The organism is Enterococcus sp. LJL51 (assembly GCF_049894025.1).
Classification (GTDB): Bacteria; Bacillota; Bacilli; order Lactobacillales; family Enterococcaceae; genus Enterococcus_L.
The window spans coordinates 147,778-163,393 of sequence record NZ_JBNEQE010000007.1 but is presented as its reverse complement, the minus strand read 5'-3'; the positions used below and the strand labels follow the sequence as shown (position 1 = coordinate 163,393).

Annotated in this window: 20 protein-coding genes; 7 read left to right on the top strand and 13 right to left on the bottom strand. The window is 38.3% G+C overall.

Annotated features, from left to right (window positions below; genetic code table 11):
* Positions 1-33: 33 nt before the first annotated feature.
* The 5 genes from ACPWSO_RS09355 to ACPWSO_RS09335 all read right to left on the bottom strand — a co-directional run bounded on the left by ACPWSO_RS09355 (position 34) and on the right by ACPWSO_RS09335 (position 4,314).
* Positions 34-909 carry a helix-turn-helix transcriptional regulator gene (locus ACPWSO_RS09355; RefSeq protein ID WP_426082735.1) on the bottom strand — a complete coding sequence of 292 codons (876 nt, stop codon included), beginning with the start codon at positions 907-909 and terminating at the stop codon, positions 34-36.
* Between the two features lie 63 nt (positions 910-972).
* The gene (locus ACPWSO_RS09350) at positions 973-1,566 is read right to left on the bottom strand and encodes a DUF4291 domain-containing protein (RefSeq protein ID WP_426082733.1); all 594 of its coding nucleotides are present in this window, start codon (positions 1,564-1,566) and stop codon (positions 973-975) included.
* Between the two features lie 388 nt (positions 1,567-1,954).
* Positions 1,955-2,785, bottom strand: a complete 831-nt coding sequence (locus tag ACPWSO_RS09345; RefSeq protein ID WP_426082731.1) for a MerR family transcriptional regulator — start codon at positions 2,783-2,785, stop codon at positions 1,955-1,957.
* 73 nt (positions 2,786-2,858) lie between these two features.
* The gene (locus ACPWSO_RS09340; protein ID WP_426082730.1) at positions 2,859-3,599 is read right to left on the bottom strand and encodes an ABC transporter permease; all 741 of its coding nucleotides are present in this window, start codon (positions 3,597-3,599) and stop codon (positions 2,859-2,861) included.
* On the bottom strand, positions 3,592-4,314 hold the full coding sequence (locus ACPWSO_RS09335; protein ID WP_426082728.1) for an ABC transporter ATP-binding protein: 723 nt from the start codon (positions 4,312-4,314) through the stop codon (positions 3,592-3,594). Before ACPWSO_RS09335 ends, ACPWSO_RS09340 begins: the two co-directional genes overlap by 8 nt.
* A 178-nt stretch (positions 4,315-4,492) precedes the next feature.
* Between ACPWSO_RS09335 and ACPWSO_RS09330 the strand changes: the two genes are divergently transcribed.
* Positions 4,493-4,891, top strand: a complete 399-nt coding sequence (locus tag ACPWSO_RS09330) for a hypothetical protein (protein WP_426082727.1) — start codon at positions 4,493-4,495, stop codon at positions 4,889-4,891.
* A gap of 367 nt (positions 4,892-5,258) precedes the next feature.
* Here ACPWSO_RS09330 and ACPWSO_RS09325 read toward each other — a convergent pair whose 3' ends face one another.
* The 5 genes from ACPWSO_RS09325 to ACPWSO_RS09305 all read right to left on the bottom strand — a co-directional run bounded on the left by ACPWSO_RS09325 (position 5,259) and on the right by ACPWSO_RS09305 (position 8,417).
* Positions 5,259-5,525, bottom strand: coding sequence for a hypothetical protein (locus ACPWSO_RS09325; RefSeq protein WP_426082725.1), 267 nt, complete (start codon positions 5,523-5,525; stop codon positions 5,259-5,261).
* A complete protein-coding gene (locus ACPWSO_RS09320) occupies positions 5,518-5,886 on the bottom strand; it encodes a hypothetical protein (protein WP_426082723.1) in 369 nt (122 codons plus the stop codon). Before ACPWSO_RS09320 ends, ACPWSO_RS09325 begins: the two co-directional genes overlap by 8 nt.
* Positions 5,886-7,181, bottom strand: a complete 1,296-nt coding sequence (locus tag ACPWSO_RS09315) for a hypothetical protein (protein WP_426082722.1) — start codon at positions 7,179-7,181, stop codon at positions 5,886-5,888. The genes ACPWSO_RS09320 and ACPWSO_RS09315 overlap by 1 nt, the downstream gene beginning before the upstream one ends.
* The gene (locus tag ACPWSO_RS09310) at positions 7,178-7,933 is read right to left on the bottom strand and encodes a tandem-type lipoprotein (protein WP_426082764.1); all 756 of its coding nucleotides are present in this window, start codon (positions 7,931-7,933) and stop codon (positions 7,178-7,180) included. Before ACPWSO_RS09310 ends, ACPWSO_RS09315 begins: the two co-directional genes overlap by 4 nt.
* 334 nt (positions 7,934-8,267) lie before the next feature.
* Complete coding sequence (locus tag ACPWSO_RS09305) at positions 8,268-8,417, bottom strand: hypothetical protein (RefSeq protein WP_426082720.1); 150 nt, start codon at positions 8,415-8,417, stop codon at positions 8,268-8,270.
* A gap of 671 nt (positions 8,418-9,088) precedes the next feature.
* On the opposite strand from ACPWSO_RS09305, the gene ACPWSO_RS09300 reads away from it, so the two are divergent.
* The 4 genes from ACPWSO_RS09300 to ACPWSO_RS09285 are packed head-to-tail and all read left to right on the top strand — an operon-like array spanning position 9,089 to position 11,509.
* Positions 9,089-9,430, top strand: a complete 342-nt coding sequence (locus tag ACPWSO_RS09300) for a PadR family transcriptional regulator (RefSeq protein ID WP_426082719.1) — start codon at positions 9,089-9,091, stop codon at positions 9,428-9,430.
* A complete protein-coding gene (locus ACPWSO_RS09295; RefSeq protein WP_426082718.1) occupies positions 9,423-9,791 on the top strand; it encodes a DUF1048 domain-containing protein in 369 nt (122 codons plus the stop codon). The genes ACPWSO_RS09300 and ACPWSO_RS09295 overlap by 8 nt, the downstream gene beginning before the upstream one ends.
* A gap of 32 nt (positions 9,792-9,823) precedes the next feature.
* Positions 9,824-10,753 (top strand): ATP-binding cassette domain-containing protein, encoded by a 930-nt coding sequence (locus ACPWSO_RS09290; RefSeq protein WP_426082716.1) that lies wholly within the window; start codon positions 9,824-9,826, stop codon positions 10,751-10,753.
* Positions 10,754-11,509, top strand: coding sequence for an ABC transporter permease (locus ACPWSO_RS09285; RefSeq protein ID WP_426082715.1), 756 nt, complete (start codon positions 10,754-10,756; stop codon positions 11,507-11,509). It begins immediately after the preceding gene.
* A 54-nt stretch (positions 11,510-11,563) separates the two neighbouring features.
* On the opposite strand, the gene ACPWSO_RS09280 is transcribed toward ACPWSO_RS09285, so the two are convergent.
* A complete protein-coding gene (locus ACPWSO_RS09280) occupies positions 11,564-12,211 on the bottom strand; it encodes a YczE/YyaS/YitT family protein (RefSeq protein WP_426082762.1) in 648 nt (215 codons plus the stop codon).
* Between the two features lie 99 nt (positions 12,212-12,310).
* Between ACPWSO_RS09280 and yeiL the strand changes: the two genes are divergently transcribed.
* Positions 12,311-12,964 (top strand): transcriptional regulator YeiL, encoded by a 654-nt coding sequence (yeiL, locus tag ACPWSO_RS09275; protein WP_426082714.1) that lies wholly within the window; start codon positions 12,311-12,313, stop codon positions 12,962-12,964.
* 185 nt (positions 12,965-13,149) lie between these two features.
* Here yeiL and ACPWSO_RS09270 read toward each other — a convergent pair whose 3' ends face one another.
* Together ACPWSO_RS09270 and ACPWSO_RS09265 are read right to left on the bottom strand one after the other, a co-directional pair.
* Positions 13,150-13,560 carry a VOC family protein gene (locus tag ACPWSO_RS09270; protein WP_426082713.1) on the bottom strand — a complete coding sequence of 137 codons (411 nt, stop codon included), beginning with the start codon at positions 13,558-13,560 and terminating at the stop codon, positions 13,150-13,152.
* Positions 13,561-13,718: 158 nt separating this feature from the next.
* Entirely contained in the window at positions 13,719-14,690 is a 972-nt protein-coding gene (locus ACPWSO_RS09265; protein WP_426082711.1) for a MerR family transcriptional regulator, read from the bottom strand.
* Positions 14,691-15,008: 318 nt separating this feature from the next.
* Between ACPWSO_RS09265 and ACPWSO_RS09260 the strand changes: the two genes are divergently transcribed.
* Positions 15,009-15,560 carry a hypothetical protein gene (locus tag ACPWSO_RS09260; protein WP_426082710.1) on the top strand — a complete coding sequence of 184 codons (552 nt, stop codon included), beginning with the start codon at positions 15,009-15,011 and terminating at the stop codon, positions 15,558-15,560.
* Positions 15,561-15,616 lie beyond the last annotated feature (56 nt).

The following is a 15,616-nucleotide window of genomic DNA, read 5'->3' as shown; positions in this document are numbered from 1 at the left end:
TTCTAACATGGAGAAGTGCCATACCATGTCATATTATAAATTGTTTTCTAAAAAATATTTTGCATGTGCACAAATTTTTTCTTTAACCCAGAGAGGTTCGATAATTTTGACATTGCGGCCGAACGGCAGTAAAAAGCTATAGAGTTCGTCCAGCTCTGTAAATTCAAACGTAATATTATAGCTGTTATCTGGATTGACACTTACCTCATCATAAAAAAAACGGTCATATTGGTTATAGGCGATACGCTTGCTGAATTGAAGAGTCACTTTAAACTTGTCAAAAAGATTATCGATACTTTCGGGTAATTTAGGATGAAAGTATTCATCTAGTATGGTGATGCTTTTTATACAGTCGATTCGAAAAAGCTGATGCTCCTTTTTTTCAGGTACATAGCCTAGAAGAAACCAGGTTTGACTTCTAAAAATAATTTTCAGTGGTTCCGCAGTAATCAGCATGGTCTGCCCATAGCGGCTATAAAAGATAAACGTGATTTTTCTTACCAGCAAAATGGCTTTTTTCAATTGAGAAAAGGTGTTGTTGTTATGGGGCAGCGTGGCAGGTAGAGTGAGCTCCAGCCAATCCGTCAAATCAAAGGCGGATTCGAATTTGCGCATTAATTCATCCGTCTCAAGAATTCCCAGTGATTTAAGCAGGTTTAATGCCAAAAAAAGGTCATCCTTTTCTTCATTTCCTAAAAGTGCCTGATCTAAAGTGAAAGAATCCTCTAGAAAAATTCCGCCGTTTTTCCCCTTGACTGAATAAACAGGAATGCCAGAGACACTTAAAGTGTCAACATCTCTGTAGATTGTTCGAACCGATACGCTGAAACGTTCCGCCATTTCTTTTGCGGTTGTTTTTTTCCGGTAGAGCAGAATCAAAATAATTTCCAGTAAACGATTGATTTGCATAGAATCACCTCAAGTTGTCTTTTTCGGCTGCTTCTTAACAGAAGGTTTACACCTCTTGGTTGGTTAATGACTTGTTTCTTGAATACCTAAGATTCTTTTTTCCTCTACTGATAAAGGAAACTCATTTTCTTTAGGAAGAGCGGTCATATCAAAGCTGCCGGCATCAATTTGATTTTTCATCTGGTGAACTTCCTCGGTGATATCGGTGATGTTCGTTGTCCAGTGCCGGACATATTTTTCTACCATTTTCCCTCTTAGACCGAGCTGGATTGCTTTTCGTTCCATTTTTTCCAAATGAAGGTCTTTGTCGGGATCCCATTGGCAGCGTACTTCAGAGCTTTTCACTTTTTTCTGCCAGCTCTCATAGCTTGGATACAACTGTTCATCGTAAGTTGAAAGAACAACATGCTTCAACAGCTCTCTGAAACCGTCAATTGTTATGTCGATTGCCAGCACTCGTTCTTGCCCTTCTTTTGATGCCCAGCCGGAACGATACATCATCCATAGGAAGGAAGGCTTAATCCAGGTCATGCGCTCCAGCTTAAAAGAAGGACCGAAATGACCTAACGAAGTAGCCTCTGCGGCAATTTTATGATTATAGGCTTGGTAAACTCTAATCGTTTCTGAATTAAATGATGCGTAAATCTTTTTTTCCATAATAGACTCCTAACACAATTTGTTACCTTTTATTATATAGGAGCTGCTGAGAGATAAAAAGAAAACCATAGATTATTTTTAAGAAAGAAGGAGAAATTATCTAATCGCAGTATTTTTGTACTAGAAAAAAAGGACTGCTAAACGACTGATTTTTAGCTAGATATATGAATGACATTCACCTACTCTTTCCAAAGCCCTTTTTGGACAGCAGTCAGCCTATTCCGACTGTTTTTTTTCTTCTCCAAAAAACTTGGAACAAAAGCCAGCAATTTTCTGCTTTTTGTTCCAAGCCTCAAAGGTTTCTTCAGTTTTTTCCTGCCAATATACTTTGAGGCAGAGTCTAAAATATTTCGTTTTTTCACTTCCCCTTCTGTTCCAGCTGTTTCTTCTATGCTTTCTGAACAGGGAACTGAATTTCAGTCAGCCAGTCTTCTTCGCTATCTTTGTTCCAGATGCCGTCAATATAATTTTCACGGGGAGATTCCATCAGTTGATAGTTATTAACTTCAATAAAATGGACCAATGCGGCATAGGCTTGGGGCAGTCCAGCATAAGAACCCTTATGCAGAACGCATACAGCTGTTTCAACCTCTGGAAGCTCTTTAAAGGTAATAAGCTCACTATCGGTTCCCATTTCAGTAACGGACTGACAAATTTCAACATCGATGTTTTCTTCACGGTATTCATGATCGTGATACACGTTGAAACAATACTCAGGTTCAGCGCATTCACAGTTGAGGCGCTCCATTTCAGCACCCATTGCTGGTACATAGGAGAAAACTGCATTATATGTAGGCAGTATTGTTCTCATGGAAGCCACAATTACTTTCGGCAGGCTCTTTATCACCACATGATAGTGCTGAACAGCATCTTTTGAGAGAAGATAGCCTTCCAGCTGTGCCAACATGGTTGTTCGTTCCGCAATTTCTTTCATAATTTGCTGCTTTTTTCTTTGCAGCAGCGTGGCTTCGTCCACGCCATTTTGCACCTGTTTGATTTCTTCAAGAGTATAGCCAATCTTACGTAAAGCCAGAAGCTGATGGAGAGTCGGCAGCTGGCTGGAACTATAATAGCGGTAGCCGTTTTCCGGATCGATGTATTGGGGCTTTAGAAGGCCGACATCATCATAATGACGCAAAGCCTTGATTGTCACATGATTCATTTTTGAAAAAATTCCGATTCTGTATAATTTTTCTTCTTCTTTACAATCTGTACTCATTGGACTCACCCTTTCAGAATAACTGAAGCAGAAATTTCCTGCCTCAGCATAACATCTATTGCTTTATCAGAAGCTACTCCCAGCGGAATATTCTGACAGCTAAACTGCCGCACAGCAGTGTAATACCCAGCATCAATAGAACAATCAACAGCGGATTCCCAACAGGTTCATTGATAGTCACTGACTTCAGCAGTTTAATCCCCTGAGTCAAAGGTAAAACACTGGCTACCTGTTGCAGTGCTTTGGGAAATAGCTCAAAAGGAATCATTGCCCCTGATAGAAACAGCATTGGAAAATAAACAAAGCTGCAGACTACATTAGCAATTTTTAATGTTGGGCAAAGGCTGGCAATCAACATACCGATACTATACATCGACACCATTACCAGAAAGTAAGCGCCGATTAGCTGCAGCCAACTGCCGTTCATCTGGTAGCCCAAAAAAGCAGTACTAACTAAAATGATTGTTCCGGCTGAAAGCAAGGCTGTGAGCATGCCGATAAAAAATTGTGCTGCCAAAATGAGCAGGGGACTGATTGGTGTGACGCGGTAATGCTTCAATATCTTTTTATCGCGATAATCACAAATTGTCAATGGAATACCCATAAATGCAGTCGCACAAATCCCAACTGCAAGTAAGGAGCTGAAACTGCTGTCCAAAAACGTGTAGCTGCCTTGAGCAACCTGCTGATTTCCAGCGATTGTTGCGATTAAGACTAATACACCTAGAGGCATGCCCACCCCAAAGAGGAGGCCATCGAAGGAACGTAGAGCCTGCTTTCCTTCGATTTTAACTAAAGTCAGAAATTTATGCATAGCTGATTCCCTCCATATGCTTTAAATAGGCTTCTTCTAAATGCTCCGCTGATGCTGCCTGAATAATTGCTTCTACCGTTCCTTCTACTACTTTTTTACCTTTGTTTATTAAGTAGAGATAGTCACATAAAGCTTCGGCTTCTTCCATATAATGGGTTGTTAAGAACATTGTCAGGCCCGCAGCCTTCAGCTGTTTTAAGATTGTCCAAACTTCTCTGCGGGCCTCAGTATCCAAGCCGGTTGTTAATTCATCCAGAAAAATAATTTCGGGATTGGGAATCAGTGCCAAAATAATGGACAGTTTTTGTTTCTCACCACCGGACAGCTTATTGACCGGTTGTTTTTCATATTGTGAAAGGTGGAACAGTTCTAATAGCTCCCGATAATCTCTGGGCTGTCTATAGAGGACAGATATTTCTTCGCAAAGCTCAGCTACTCTGATAGCCGGCTGATAGCTGGAAGACTGAAGCTGGACACCGATTTTTTGGAATATCTCCTTTCGCTTTTTACCAGGCGTGGTTCCTAAGAGTGTTACCTCACCGTCGTCAAACTGCTTGATACCTAAAAGACATTCAATAGTCGTTGTCTTTCCAGCACCATTAGGACCCAGCAGACCAAATACCTGTCCTTTTTCGACTGAAAATGTTAGCTGATTGATTATTGTTTTGTTTTTGATTGTTTTGCTCAAATCCTTGACTACTATGCAATGATTCATTGTAACTCCTCCCTTCAAAACCAATATATATCCTCCTGTAAGGGGAGGGTCAAGGGAAGGGGATGAAAAAATTTTTTGAAATTATTTGTGTAAAATGCTTCCGTTGCTCTTGACTTAAAGTTGGGTTTAAGGTTTAGACTTAGGATAGTTGATAGGTATAAGATTTGGAGGGAGAATAATGCAAAAAACAACCACTGTATTGCTGGTTACCGATCGGCCGCAGCAATCCTTTGATGTCGTTAAAATTTTGTATGACAAGCTTGTACAAGTAATGACTGAAAATCAGGAATTTAAACTGTTGCTTGCTTCTTATGAGGAAATGAAAGAAAGATTTATTTCTGCGGATATTGTGTTGTTGGGTTATCCCAATCAAGCATTAATCGCTCGATTGTCCTATCTATATGGGAAGACCAGCTACGTTGATCTAATCGATTTATCTGCCTATAGTGTGATAGATGCCCAGCGCTTGAAAAGACAAATTTTGACGATTGATAAGTTGACAAAAGAAGCGTTTAACGACCATCATCAGTTAAAGTGGAATATTCTTTGTACATTTAAAAAAAAGAGTCGTAAGTAACTTTATAGCCATAGCAGCCAAACAGCAATAGATGGTTGATGGTTACTAACAAGATAAGAGTGATGAAAATATTGTCAGAAAAGATTAGAATGTAGAAGATTGAGTCTGGGACATAAATAAAATCCCAGACTTCGGGCATCCCTAAAACCGAATAAGCGGTCTTCAAAAAGCAACCCCTCGAAAATGAGCCGAATAATCTCAAAAATAGGAGAAGCTACAGGTAGGTATCAATCAACAGCTACTCGGTTTCCCGTAGTGTTTCTTGACAATTTTTGGATTATTCGGCTTATTGCTGCGAAACACAGTGAGGGACGAGCTGATGTTAAAAAGTACCTACTCGGTTCTCGCAGTTGTTTTTGAAAATATATTAAAATTGTTCAAATTGTTTTGTTGTCTCTTTAAAGGATTTTTTTGCTTGCGTCACCCATTTTCCTTTGGCCGCTGTTGTTAAACTGCTTAGATAATTTGAGGAGTTACTTTTTAGAGCAGTAATTATTGTCTCTTCAGCTTGCTTCATTCGTTGTTTCCTTGTGTCGGAAACGTGTCTGCTATGACTAGCAGTAAACGAACGAATCAGCGATTTTTCCAAGTTTTTTCGAATATCCTTTAGTTCATCTTTTAAACTGTCAATCATTTAAATCTTCTTCTTTCTTTGAGATAATTCGCTCTTCTTCATAAATAGTTACTTGCTTTTTGTACTGTTGTTCAGTTTCTTCTAAAACACATTCTATTTTATAAGTAAGATTATTCACTAAATTTACTCCTTCTTCTTGTGCCTGTTCTACCATATGATAGGCATGCCTTAAATCCAGTGAATCGTGGTCTTCCTGCCTTGAAAATGTTGAACGGAGTCGTTCAACTGTTTCTTCGAGGAGGGAGTTGAAACGATGTTTTTCCAGAGTAGTTTGTTCTAATTCTTCCTCAAAACATCTTTTTTCTCTTTCGTAATCGTCTTCCAGTTGTTGTATTTTTTTATTGTAGTTCTCATTTTCCATTACGCACTTCCTATCTGACTTGCCAATCCATGGTCAGCTGCCAACTGTTCAGTAATTGAGGCTTTAATGGAGTCAATCAGCTGATCATAATGCTGCTCAATTTCTGCAGCTTTAGCAAGAGCTCGCTCATATTCTGCCACAGGCTCTGTCACAATACTTTCTTTTGTGGCACCACCACTTTGCAGAGCACTTAATTCTTCTGCTTCTGTCAGCGTTGCACCGACAGTACTTGCATTAGCTAAGGTATCCGCCCATAATTGCTGGGCGTCCTCTATTGCGTTGTTGTACATAGTTTTTAACTCTAAAAGTTCAGCTTGAATGGTTTGTTTCATTCCTTCTGTTATTGCTAGAGCTTCTGCAGCATCTAAAAAGATACTTTCAGTCGAGGAAAGCCCGCCACCACTCTTGGTTAATTTATTCCTCAAGCTATTCAGTTCTTTCATCCTCATTTTGGTCATTGTTTTGGCTATTTCTACACTGGATATTTTTTTGCCGTTTTCATCGACTAATGGTAGATAAGCACGGATAAAGGCTTGTTCTTCTTTAGACAGAAAACCAGTCATATCATGCCCTTTTCCGTTGTAAAGCTTAAATTTCTCACCGGGATAAAGACTGCCGAACATACTAGCGTATTTATTTAATGGATCATCTTCAGAAATAAAATAGACAAGACGCCCTTTATACTTATGAATAATATAGGCCATTTCAGCTTCACTGAATATTCGATTTAGAAATCCTGATTGATCAAAGAGCATACCTATCCCTTTTCCTAGTTTATTGCTAAGAGGAGCCGCATTGTATAATACGATATTAGGAATTTGATGAGACATCCCTAAAACAGCACCATCCCGTCCACCCTTCGAATGACCAGTCACGGTATCAACAGTATAATTCTGTTTTAAATTATTCAGAAAGGCGTTCCCTTCTTTAAAGTAAGCCGAACGGGCAGTATCTCCGTTTACAGCAATCGAACCATCCGCTATAAAATCCTGCATTTTCTCTCCCCAGCCATTGTCCAAATTGGTTCCAGCAAAACCAACGGTTACCTTCCCAGTGTTGTTATCCTTAAATGCTACACCGCTAAGACTGGTGTTTTTATCGTAAAAAGCGTCAACTAGCTGTAGATTTGGAGGGAATTTGCCGGAGTTCTTTAAATCTAGTATTTGGTCATTAATATTATTTATAGTTAACCCATTATATAAGGCATTTTCTACCTCATAAGAGATAGTAGAAATTGCACTCGTTTTTTCGGTTCCTGAATTGATTCCTTTATCTTTTAGTTTGTAATCACTCATTGGTTATCCTCCTCATTTGAAGGTTGATAATCAATGGAATCTCTAAAAAAGATAGGTGGATTTTTTTCAAACTGAAATGTTAATTCCTTCGAACTAATTGAGGAACCTTCTAACGTACCACGACCGCTTAAGACTAGAGTTGGTGCCTGCTCAGTAGGGATATTGTAGCGTTCTCTCAATTGCTTTACATTAGTGTCTTGATTGGTTAGCTGATACTCCAATTCATACATTGGAACCTCTGGATTATACATTTTCCGTAGATTTTTGTATTCGTTCAACTTATCAAATTTTCCATATTGAACAAAAAATTTAAAATTTAATATCTTCTCTTTTAAAGCTGAATCAGTCACTTCTTCAGTTAAATGAAAGCCTTGTTCATCGTAAGTTACGGGGTAGGTTTGTTCAATAACTTCGGGTGTTTCTATTTCTCGCTCAAAATAGAACCCTTCTGCTGTTTGAGTATTTCTGTTTAATCGAAGAACCATCCCTTCACTAATAAGGGGTGAAGTTTCTGTGTGGCTAACTCCCATTGTAGAAATAAGAACCCAAGTTCCTTTGTCCTCCTCTTCAAACTCCTCGTCTCGATAGCCCTCCATATCGTAAAAATCCATTAAATTCTTAGTAGGATACATTGCTAAGACATTCTCAAAACCTTGTTCTACTTCCTCTTTATTTTTAACTTCACAACCACCCAAGCTTGTCATAATGAATAATCCTCCTATAATGCTCAAAATAAGTCGGCAGTTTTTCATATTTTTCTCCTCTATTAGATATAAATGAAAATTCAAACATTTTTTTATCCTTTCTAATTATATTGAATATCAGACTTTTTGTCTATGTGATGAGTATAGAAAATAGTCATTTTCGAGCTGCTTCAATTACTAAAAAAGGTGTTGGTTGATTTCTGAATAACACAAAATATTATAGACTATGAAAAAAACAGTCAAGCGCCTTTGCTAATATGACGGCGCTTGACTGTTTCTTGATAAAATATCGAACTAAAACTTACTAAGCTCATTCTAACAGTCTTAGTTAAACGCATGGAAACAGCGGCCTGCTTTTGACTGATGTGGAACGCCGGCTGAGCTAAAGCTTTTTAATAGAGCTGATTTTCCCGTTGATGGTTGATGGATAGGTCTCTTGAATAGCACCGGAAAAAGTGACTTCTACTGTGTCGCCTTCAACGAGGTTTAGCTCTTCAAAGGGATATTCGGAATCAGAAATTTGCAGGGTCACTAAATCTCCTTCAACAAGTATGCTATTGGAATCAGCTGACACAGCGACTGTCCCTGAAATTGTCTGTGTTTCAGCATTAGACTCGATACGATTGTTTTGCCGATTTGATATGAAAAATAGCAGCAGAGCTACAAAACCGGCAGTACAGATAACCGCGATTGAAAATGTTCGTTTGCTTGATTTAATCTTGCCCTCCTGTAATAAGTAATTTAGCTAAAATAAAAAATGGAATCATTTATTTTGATGGCCGTTTTTTATGATTTTTTTCATAGTTCTGTCCACTATTTTTTATTAGATTTACAAAAAGTAACGATGTAATACGGTGGCTCCTCTCTTTATTCTGGCGGAGGATTCCTTCGGCGTCAATAAGGAACTTTTTTATTTAAAAACCTTTAATCCTGTTTTTGAACGTACCGCAAAAAAACTGTCTGTCAGAGTACTTAAAGTATGGGGTTAAGCAGCAAGCTAATGTACAAATTAAAAGGATAATGAAAAAGTGGACAAAAATAAATAATTCCCAGAGCAGAAACTCTCTAAGTACAAAGGGCTTCAGCTCTTTTTTTGTTATATAGAAAAAATATTTACTACTAAGTGAAACAAAGTAGTTGACAGAGGTGGGTACTAAGTATTACTATATACCTGTACTTAGTATTACGAAGTAGGTGAGTGAAATGAATAAATTGACAGAGATGCTGAAGGGAATTCTTGAAGGACTGGTTCTGGAAATCATTAGCCGAAAGGAGACATACGGTTATGAAATCACTAAGACGTTAAATGATCTTGGTTTTACAGATATCGTTGAAGGAACCGTCTATACTATTCTTCTTCGTTTAGAAAAAAATCAGCTGGTAGCTATTGAAAAGAAGCCTTCGGAAAAGGGACCCGCTCGAAAGTTTTATTCGCTGAATGAAAAAGGCGAGAGGGAACTAGAGGCGTTTTGGCAGCGCTGGACATTTGTTTCAGAAAAAATGGCAATAATTAAAGATGAGATGGGAGCGAAGCATCATGGGTAAATGGAAAGAGCTTTTAGAGGTAACAAAAAACTGGCGTCATGAAAAAGCTGAATATAAGGAGTTTGAGCATCGAATCGAGGCCCTTCCTGAGGATTATCGCTTTGTCTTTAAAGAAATCCAAAAATATATGTGGGAGTTCTCTGATTTTACTGGGCATAAGATGCTGGCGGCCATGTATGATTTGCTGGTAATTTTTGAAGACAGTGCTGAAAACGGACAGAATGTTTTTGCAGTGACAGGTGATGATGTAGGTGAATTTGCCAGTGATATCGTGAGAGAAGTGTCCACTACCTGGGTGGATGAAAGAAAAATAAAGCTGAATAAAAAGGTTCAGAAATTTAGAGATACACATACGAGGTAAATAAGAAGCACAAGAAGAATGGAGTGGAAAGCATGAGTGCCCCTGTGATTGACGTAAAAGATTTATCTAAAAGCTTTGGAACACAAACAGTGCTTAAAAACCTTAACTTTCAAGTGGGAAAAGGAGAGGTCTATTCTTTGCTTGGAATGAATGGTGCCGGTAAAACAACGGTTATTAAGATTTTAACAACGCTCTCTCATAAGGATGCTGGTGAAGCATACGTTGCAGGATTTGATGTAGAGCAGGAACCCCGCAGCGTAGAAGAGGCTATAAGTTTGACCGGTCAGTTTACCGCAGTGGATGAACTGTTTACTGCACAGGAAAATTTAGTAATGATTGGACGGCTGCGTCATCTTAAGGATGCCAAAGAAGCAGCCCTAGCTCTGCTTGAACAATTTCGGCTGCTTGATGCTAAGGATCAGCTGGTTGCTTCATTTTCCGGTGGGATGAAAAGAAGACTGGATATTGCCATGAGTCTAATTGGTAATCCGCAAATCATTTTTTTAGATGAGCCTACAACAGGACTTGACCCGAAAAGCCGTCTAGAGGTTTGGGGGTTAATTCGTAAGCTGAAGGAAGCAGGTGTAACGATTTTCCTAACGACACAATATATTGAAGAGGCAGAACAGCTAGCGGATAGAGTAGGAATTTTGAAGGAAGGCCGTCTGATAGCAGAAGGAACGCCAAAGGAACTAAAGGATACAGTGGAAGAAAACGGTGTGGAACTAGGTTTTTACACAAAGAACGACTACGAGAAAGCAGTGGTGCTGTTGGCTGCTTATTCCATACGTGAGAATGTGGAAGAGCTGAATATTCAAGTTTTGACAAATGGGAGTGCTAAAGAATTTGCTTTAGTTCTTGGAATGCTGGAAACAGCCGGGTTAGAGCTGCGGGCATTTTCAAAAATTGAAAGCAGACTAGAAGATGTCTTTCTGAAAATTGTGGAAAAGGGGGCGGCTTAAATGCATACAGTGCAGGATACAATGACGATGACAGGACGAGTATTAAAACACACAATGAAAAGTATTGATACGCTGATTACGGTTGTTTTGATGCCAGTTATGATTATGCTGGCATCTGTCTACATTTACGGCAGTGCGATGGATATGGGGAACAAAAGCTATATCGATTATGTGGTGCCGGGTATCTTAATTTTGACAATCATTACAGGTTCTGGCTACACAGCTTATCGTCTGACACAGGATGTGACTAAGGGAATCTTTGAGCGGTTTCATTCAATGCCGATTGCGAAAAGCTCAATACTTGGAGGGCATGTGTATACCTCTGTTCTGTATAATTTTGTTTCTATGTTTTTTGTAGGCATAGCTGCGCTGCTATTTGGCTATCGGATGGAAACCTCGCTGCTTCATTTTATGCTGGCATTCCTACTGCTTTTAGTCTTTAATTTTGCCATGACTTGGGTGGCGGTATTTTTCGGACTGCTAGCTAAAAGCGTAGAGACCGCCAGCGTCTATAGCTATATATTGATGGCCTTCGTATTCGTCAGTTCAGCATTTGCACCGATAGAAAGCATGAAAAGCGGGCTGCAGATTTTTGCCAAATATAATCCGTTCACAGCAGTCATTGATGGATTAAGAGAGCTACTGAGCGGCAACACACTTGATTCAGCGACCCTGACAGGTTTGATTTTTTCTGGGACGGTTTGGCTGGTATTTGCTTTTGGATCAGTAGTTGTCTATAAAAAGAAGCTGAAATAGCAGCATTTCTAAACAGCAAAGCTCTAGTAAAAAAAGAACATGAAATCCTTAAGTTCAGGATCCCATGTTCTTTTTTACTGTATCTCCGGACTGAGTAAGGCGTAGCTCCTTCGACCAGGAAATAACAAAAGACAATAAAAAGAGGCTAATCAGTGTTCCTTCACGAACAAAAATAGGCAAGTGATAGGTTATGGAGAGAAGTAGGGAAAGAAGAATACAAACGCAGTCTATTAGATAGCGGTAAAATTGAAAGCTGCGGTCGGTTCTAGCTGAAAGCAAGGCACAGAAATTTTCGATAGGGAATTTCAAAAATCCCAAGGCCAGCACTTGGCCGGTTCCAAATCCGGCAATGATTGTTCCTGCGATAAATAGCAGAATGCCACTGAGATAAGAGGTGACCATAATCGGCGCCAACAGATGATATAAGAAGAGATTAATGACATTACCGAAGCTGATTAAAGCAACCAACATCACCAAATAACTCTTGATTGTCCGCTTTCTGTCAAGCAGCCAGCAAATAACTAAAAACAAACAGTTGATTAAGGTAGTGACAGTCCCAACTTTTATAGACGTGAAAGTGGAAAAAGCTACGTTGAAAGAATTGAAGCTGCTGACACCGATATCTGCTTTAATAGTCAAGCTAATACCAAGGGCGCTAATCATATAAAAAACTAAAGAGAGCAAAAAATTCTGGATATTCATTTTCATTTAAAACACTCCTTTCTTATTTACGCTTCTTATTATGTGATACAATTCCAAAGAAGGAGTATGAGATATAGCATATTTTGAAGGAGAAATTTTATGATAAAAACCGCCTATCAACTTTCGTCAAAGAAGAAACTGGCAGCCAATGCTGATTTGTTTTCTGAGAAAGATTTAGCAGAAAGCTATATTACAGAGTTCAGCAGTAATCAATATATTCACAAAGAAGGAGAAGAACTGGATTTTCTATTTTATATTCTTCAGGGAAAAGCCAAGATTCTCAAGAATGAAGAAAACGGGAAAGCTGTTCTTATTCAGTTTGTTAAAGCAGGAGATATTATCGGAGATTTAACGCTATTAGAGGCGGAGACGATGACGAAAGACGTGGTTTCCATCGGTTCGACAGTTTGTCTGGCTATACCTATTCGATATGCCCGAACGGTTCTGCTTAACAGAAATTCTTTTCTAAGGAAAATCAGCAAATACATGGGGGAAAAACTGCTCCTGAGGATGGATCACTTTGCCGCAAATCAGACCTATGAACTAAAATATCGATTAGCTGAGCTGCTATTGGAAGTCTCGGTTGATGATGTCTACAAGGAAAAGCATACAGAAATTGCAGAGTATCTTGGCGTGAGCTACCGGCACTTACTCCATACCTTAAAGCAGTTTAGGGAGCAGGGATTAATTGAGAAACAAAACTCAGTGTACGTTATTGATAGAAAAGGACTAGAAGAATATCTTAGCCTATGATTGGTAAACTACGGGGGAATAGATAAAACAGCTGTGTAGTAGTCGAGCTTTGAATGAGTAAATTAGACATTAAATTTTCGTGGATATAAAGATTATTGTTGGTCAGAAGCGAAAAGCAATAGTAATAACCCCAGATACCGGAGCTTGCTCTAGTATCTGGGGTATTTGATTGAAACAGCTTTGTCCTACTCTGTTTCTACATATTTTTCTAGATAGTCATCACTAGGAGGTATAACCTGAATCACATCGATTAACAGCTTATCAGGACTTTCTATTAAGAAATGCCGCTGCCCGTAGTCTTCATCTTGAAGCTCCATTAGAATCGGCGCTTTTTGTTTTGTCACTATTTCAGTATAAAGCTGATCAACATTGTCCACTTCGAAATTAAGGATGATTCCTTGGCTGACAGCTTTATATTGGTCTGGAATCGTGTCGTGCTGGCTATCGATTAACGCCAGCTCAAAATCGTCATCATTTTTCAAACTAATGTACCAATCACTTGTAAAGGTTTCTTGGAAGCCAAATACTTGCATAAAAAAGGCAGCTCCCTTCTGGATATCCTGACTCATTAATACGGGGTAACAACTAGTTGTCATCATTTTTCTCTCCTTTTAAAGGGTTATTTTTCAATTTTTATTTTAACATACAAACTGTATGTATGTAAATATTAAAAAAAAACCTTCTAAAAAGACCAATAATCTAGGAAAGCAGCTTCCTTGTTATTGGTCCTTTATTCTTATTGTGAAAAAATTAATTATTCTTCTTTTAGCTTAATCGGAACATACCGCTGCATCTGCTTATAGCCGAGACCTTTTTCAATATCATTATTGTACTGATTTTCTTCGTCCAAATAGGGCATATTAAACATGAAATCACGACTTTCATCTAGTATAAAATTAGTGTTTTCCAGCCATTTGTAAATTTTATTTTGTACTTTTTCGATACTTTCATTGTCTTCATCAATGCTGACAGCCATCGCATATAAGCCCCCTGGAAAATCGATAATGTTAAAAGGCTGTACATCTTCTGCGGTTACCTCATCTTTAATCGCACAAACCATCTCTGCTTTGTCTTCTTTCGGTAAGGTAAAATCCAAACAGTCAAAAATGACTGTTTTGAACTTATCATAATGCCGCCACAGCTGCCACATGTAGCCGCCCTCTTTAAAAATGTCCATCCATGTTTGTTCACCAGATGTAATTGCTCTAAAGCCGGGAACTCTGACCACCATGACATCTGGAACCTTCTTGTCCAGCTGATCGGTTATCTCAATCAGGCGACTGACATTGGAGGGCTTTCCAATATAATCAACGCTTACAAATTGTGTTTCAATTTCCTTTGCCTTGTTATATAGCTGTTTGATATCTGCGTTATCTGTAAAATTCATTCTTTCTATTTCTTGGATAAAATCTAAGACAATATTTTTCAATTCATGCAGCAGGGAAACTTCATCGTCAATGTTTTCAACTTTCTTCCCTAATACATCAAGAACGACATCTGACCCGGAAGCACTGAAAATACGCTGAATATCTTTTATGCTAATATTCAGTTTGCGTAAAATAAGGATTTGCTCAATCCGTCTGACCGCATCCTCATCATACATTCTGTAAGTAACGTCTTCACTGCGGATACTTCGCAGCAGACCCATGTCCTCGTAATAGCGCAGCGTACGGGCGGTAATATCATATTTGCTTGATACATCCCTAATCTTAATTAATTTATTCATAAACTCTCCTCTCCTTCTATGATACAAGTGTAATTATAAATGCTTCCCTAAAGGAAGAGTCAAGTTTTTTTCAGTTTGGGAAATTTAGAAATTTGGAAGAAGCCAATGGAATAGGATTTTAAAACAGTAGCTATTTATTGCTTAATTAGTGTAAAAGGACTTGTTTAAGCAAGAATAGATTGTTTTTCCTATCTTTGAGGATAGCCTGAAATCTATGCTTGAATAGCGTGAGTTAAAAAATAGCTATTTTAATATTTGATGAATGATAAAATAGATAATAAAGCTAGAAAATAAAATGTATAGAAAAGAGGAAGAAGAATGGCCTGGAATCTTTATGTACTGAAATATAAAAGAACTGGAAATTATTATGTTGGAACAGCCCCAGATTGGAGAGATAGGATATATGTTCATCAAACAAAGACCTCTTCCCGAGCACTTGGTTCTCAACCATCAGAATTAAATAAATCAAATGCAGGCTTTTATTATTTTGTATATGGGGTTGACGGATTTGAAATAGATGAGAGCAGATTGGGTACGAATCAAAGCGTTTCGAAAATTAATCAAAGTATCTCATACATGATTGAAAATGAGTTAGCCGAATATTTACGAAAATGGGCTAAAGAAGAAATTATTGTAAACGGCGGTTGTTTCCCTCCTACTAGTATTGAGAAAATAAAAATTATAGCTGCTGCTGCTAAAGAGAAAACCGTTAGTTTATCTAAAACTGAACGGCTACTCTTTGAAAAAGAGCTTCCTGAAATATTTAAGTGTGATATAGGCAGCGTAGCAGCTAAAAAGACAATTAAAATGATTAATGTAACAAATAAAGAGGGAATAAGGCTGAATCTTTTAGAATCCGGGGAGTTGTGAAGGTGAAAAGAAGAGGTTCATCAGTAGTCGTTTTTAACATAATGGCTATTGTATAG

Coding starts and splice junctions, on each gene's coding strand:
- ACPWSO_RS09295 (WP_426082718.1), top strand. CDS start 9,423: ATGGGTAAATGGAAAGAGCTTTTAGAGGTAACAAAAAACTGGCGTCAT.
- ACPWSO_RS09300 (WP_426082719.1), top strand. CDS start 9,089: ATGAATAAATTGACAGAGATGCTGAAGGGAATTCTTGAAGGACTGGTT.
- ACPWSO_RS09345 (WP_426082731.1), bottom strand. CDS start 2,785: ATGAGTACAGATTGTAAAGAAGAAGAAAAATTATACAGAATCGGAATT.
- ACPWSO_RS09260 (WP_426082710.1), top strand. CDS start 15,009: ATGGCCTGGAATCTTTATGTACTGAAATATAAAAGAACTGGAAATTAT.
- ACPWSO_RS09290 (WP_426082716.1), top strand. CDS start 9,824: ATGAGTGCCCCTGTGATTGACGTAAAAGATTTATCTAAAAGCTTTGGA.
- ACPWSO_RS09330 (WP_426082727.1), top strand. CDS start 4,493: ATGCAAAAAACAACCACTGTATTGCTGGTTACCGATCGGCCGCAGCAA.
- ACPWSO_RS09285 (WP_426082715.1), top strand. CDS start 10,754: ATGCATACAGTGCAGGATACAATGACGATGACAGGACGAGTATTAAAA.
- ACPWSO_RS09355 (WP_426082735.1), bottom strand. CDS start 909: ATGCAAATCAATCGTTTACTGGAAATTATTTTGATTCTGCTCTACCGG.
- ACPWSO_RS09270 (WP_426082713.1), bottom strand. CDS start 13,560: ATGACAACTAGTTGTTACCCCGTATTAATGAGTCAGGATATCCAGAAG.
- ACPWSO_RS09325 (WP_426082725.1), bottom strand. CDS start 5,525: ATGATTGACAGTTTAAAAGATGAACTAAAGGATATTCGAAAAAACTTG.
- ACPWSO_RS09310 (WP_426082764.1), bottom strand. CDS start 7,933: ATGAAAAACTGCCGACTTATTTTGAGCATTATAGGAGGATTATTCATT.
- ACPWSO_RS09315 (WP_426082722.1), bottom strand. CDS start 7,181: ATGAGTGATTACAAACTAAAAGATAAAGGAATCAATTCAGGAACCGAA.
- ACPWSO_RS09350 (WP_426082733.1), bottom strand. CDS start 1,566: ATGGAAAAAAAGATTTACGCATCATTTAATTCAGAAACGATTAGAGTT.
- ACPWSO_RS09320 (WP_426082723.1), bottom strand. CDS start 5,886: ATGGAAAATGAGAACTACAATAAAAAAATACAACAACTGGAAGACGAT.
- ACPWSO_RS09280 (WP_426082762.1), bottom strand. CDS start 12,211: ATGAATATCCAGAATTTTTTGCTCTCTTTAGTTTTTTATATGATTAGC.
- yeiL (WP_426082714.1), top strand. CDS start 12,311: ATGATAAAAACCGCCTATCAACTTTCGTCAAAGAAGAAACTGGCAGCC.
- ACPWSO_RS09265 (WP_426082711.1), bottom strand. CDS start 14,690: ATGAATAAATTAATTAAGATTAGGGATGTATCAAGCAAATATGATATT.
- ACPWSO_RS09340 (WP_426082730.1), bottom strand. CDS start 3,599: ATGCATAAATTTCTGACTTTAGTTAAAATCGAAGGAAAGCAGGCTCTA.
- ACPWSO_RS09335 (WP_426082728.1), bottom strand. CDS start 4,314: ATGAATCATTGCATAGTAGTCAAGGATTTGAGCAAAACAATCAAAAAC.